Below are 3,048 nucleotides of genomic sequence, written 5' to 3' on the forward strand. Positions count from 1 at the left end.
GTACGAGGCGCACCTGAAGTGGGTCAAGGGCAACGCGGCCGGGCAGGCGGCCGCACAGCCGTCGGCCGACGGGGACGATCCGTGCGCGCTGCTCGACGGCCCCTCAAAGACGTACTGCAAGGACGCGCAGAAGCGGCGGGAGAAGGCCAAGAACTGCGAGCACCTGGACCCGCAGAGCGAGAAGCGGTGCCGCGACCAGGTCGTCGGCAAGGACGGCTTTCCGGGATTGATCCAGGAACTGGAGAGTGCCGGCGCCGTCGGCAAGTCGGCAGCCGCGTACGCGCAGAAGCCGTCATGGGATCGAGTGTGGTCGGTGTTGGCCCTGCTGATCGCCGTGATCGTGGTCGCGCTGATGGTCCTCTCGATGTCGGTGGTGATGCTCGGCGCCCAGGGCGCCGACGCCGCTGCTGCGGCCGGCGGGCCGATCGCGTGGGTGTGGGCGATGCTGCCCGGGCCCTCCCGGATGCTGCTGTGGCGGTGGCTGGGGGTGTTCGTCATCTCCGCGCTGGTGTCGTTCATGGCCGCCATGGCGCTCCCCCTGTTCGGGATCGCCGTGGATGCGATCCTGGCGGACAGCGGCCCGGATCAGATGATGGAGCGCCTCTTCCTCGTCGACGCCCTCGCGCTCGCGTTTTTGGTGCTGCATCGGCGGATCCTGCGGGCGACGGCCGGCTTCGGGCAGCGCATGGCGACGCGGATGCGCTACGCGAAGGTGGGCGGCAGCCACCTGCCCGGCGACAACTCCGAGCTCGGCGCCGCGCTCGCCATGCACGGCCCCACGCCGGGCAGCGGGTCCGGGGGACTGGGCGGCGGAGCTTCCGCGGCGCACGGGGCGTTCGGGGCCCGGCTGCGGTCCCTGGGCAGCTTCGCCGCGCTCTCCGACGGCACCGGCATGCCGATGAACCCCGGCCGGTTGCTCGGCGACGCCGTCGCCGAGGGACGACGCGGCATTGCACCGTTGGCCATCGCGCTGCGCGCCGCGCACACCGCGCTCATCGGGCCGCCGCCCGGCCTGCATCCGGCCGCGGCCCGGCTGCACGCGTACGCGAACGGGGCGGCTACAGGCCGGCCCGGGGGCGGGGCGGGTGGCGGGGAGATGGTGGTGGACGAGTGGACGGGCGAGATCCTGCACGACCCGGACACCGACCGGCCGCTGCTGGGGTCCCGGGTCCATGCCCGGGCCAGTCGGCTGCGCGGCTACCGCGTCGCGTCCCGCGCCGCACGCGTCACCTACGGCGCAACCCTGGGACTCCCCCACACCCTGTCAGCGAGCCGAGCAGCGGCCTCGGAGTTCACCACCGACGCCCACACCCAGCTGAGGGTCGCCGCCCACCGGGTCCGCCAGGACGGCGGCCGCTGGATGCAGCCCGTCGACCACGCCGGGCAGGCCCTGGCCACCGCCTGGCAGGTCCACGACCCGGCCGGCACCGTCCGGGACACCGCCCTCGCTGCGGCCATCCATGCGGCACCGCTGACCGGCACCCCGGCCAGCCGCGCGAACACCAACGTGTCCGCCCCGCGCACCCCCGGCAGCCGCCGACCCTCCCCCGTATCCGCGCCTCACGCCCCTGCAGGAGGCGACACCAGCCCGAGCCGCAGGCGTCCGGCCCAAGACCGTGCGCAGGCCCGGCAAGCCCAACCCCAGGGTGCCGCTCAAGAGTCGGCTGAGGATCAGGTACGCGCCGAGGCCGAGGCGAACGCGGCTCGGCTGCGCCGGATCTTCGCCGAGCGCGCGGCCGCCGCCCGCCGACGTCGTGAGGAAGGAGACCGGTGAAGCGGGGAAAGAAGATGGGCTGCCTCACGCTGCTGCTCCTAGTCGCCGCAGTGTGCTGCACCGGGCCCATCCTGCTGGCAGCGGCCCGCAGCCAGACCGCCCCCACCGCAGGTGCCGGCATCGACGCGGCAGCGGCCGGAATCCCCCCTCGCATGCTGGCCGCCTACCTCACCGGCGCCTCCCAGATCAACGCGCACGTACCGGACTGCCAGGGGATGCGCTGGCAGATCCTCGCCGGGATCGCCCGGGTGGAGTCCGACCACGCCTCCGGCCGCACCGTCAGCGCGGGCGGAGACATCACCCCGCCCATCACCGGCCCCCGCCTGGACGGCTCCGGGGCCGGCGGCAACACCACCGCCATCCGCGACACCGACAACGGCCAGTGGGACGGCGACAGCGAATACGAACGGGCCGTCGGCCCCTTCCAGTTCCTGCCCGAGACGTTCCGCGCCTACGGCAAGGACGGCAACCGCGACGGCGACACCAACCCGCACAACGCCGACGACGCCGCCGCCTCCGCCGCCGTCTACCTCTGCGGAAAAGGCCGCGACCTCACCGACCGCGAGCAGCTGCGCGCGGCGATTCACACCTACAACCGGTCGTGGGCGTACGTCGACGATGTCCTCTCGGGGATCGACCGGTACGACGCCCTCGGCGCCGGTCCGCAGATTCCCTCCGGGAACGTCGGGGCCGTCATCCAGGCCGCGCTCGCCCAGCAGGGCATCCCCTACTCATGGGGCGGCGGGAACGCACGCGGCCGCTCCACCGGGATCTGCTGCTCACCCGGCGGGCAGGACGGCCGCACCGTCAACGGCTTCGACTGCTCGGGCCTGACCCTCTACGCGTACGCCCAAGCCGGAATCGACCTGCCGCGCACCGCCGCAGCCCAGGCCGGCGCGGGCCGCCGCATCCCTGCCTCGGAGGGCGTCGGTGCGCTGCTGCCGGGCGATCTCGTCTTCTACGGCTACAGCCCCACCAACGACTCCACCATCCACCACGTCGGCCTCTACCTCGGAGACGGCCAGATGATCAACGCACCCCGGCCTGGGAAGCCCGTCCGCATCGACCCGGTGACGGCCCTGCCCGACTACGCGGGAGGGGCACGACTGCTGTGAACACCACACCCTGGTGGACCGGCGGCCGCCTCCTGGCCGCGGCCGTCGTCCTCGCCGGCTCCGGAGTTTGGATGCTGTCGACCGGACTCACCTCCACCACCATCGAGCAGGCCCCCGGCCCGCCGGGCTTCGTCGCGCCCACGGACCGTCCTGGGGCGA

Annotated in this window: 1 protein-coding gene and 1 pseudogene; both read left to right on the plus strand. The window is 73.6% G+C overall.

What is annotated here, in order from left to right; all coding sequences use genetic code 11:
- Positions 1–1,774, plus strand: a pseudogene (locus tag ACFW48_RS38525) (hypothetical protein); the annotation flags it as partial.
- On the plus strand, positions 1,771–2,889 hold the full coding sequence (locus tag ACFW48_RS38530; RefSeq protein WP_386323321.1) for an NlpC/P60 family protein: 1,119 nt from the start codon (positions 1,771–1,773) through the stop codon (positions 2,887–2,889). The pseudogene ACFW48_RS38525 and the gene ACFW48_RS38530, both read left to right, overlap by 4 nt.
- The last annotated feature ends 159 nt before the right edge of the window (positions 2,890–3,048 follow it).

The organism is Streptomyces sp. NPDC058812 (assembly GCF_042744565.1).
In the GTDB taxonomy this organism is placed as follows: domain Bacteria; phylum Actinomycetota; class Actinomycetes; order Streptomycetales; family Streptomycetaceae; genus Streptomyces; species Streptomyces thinghirensis.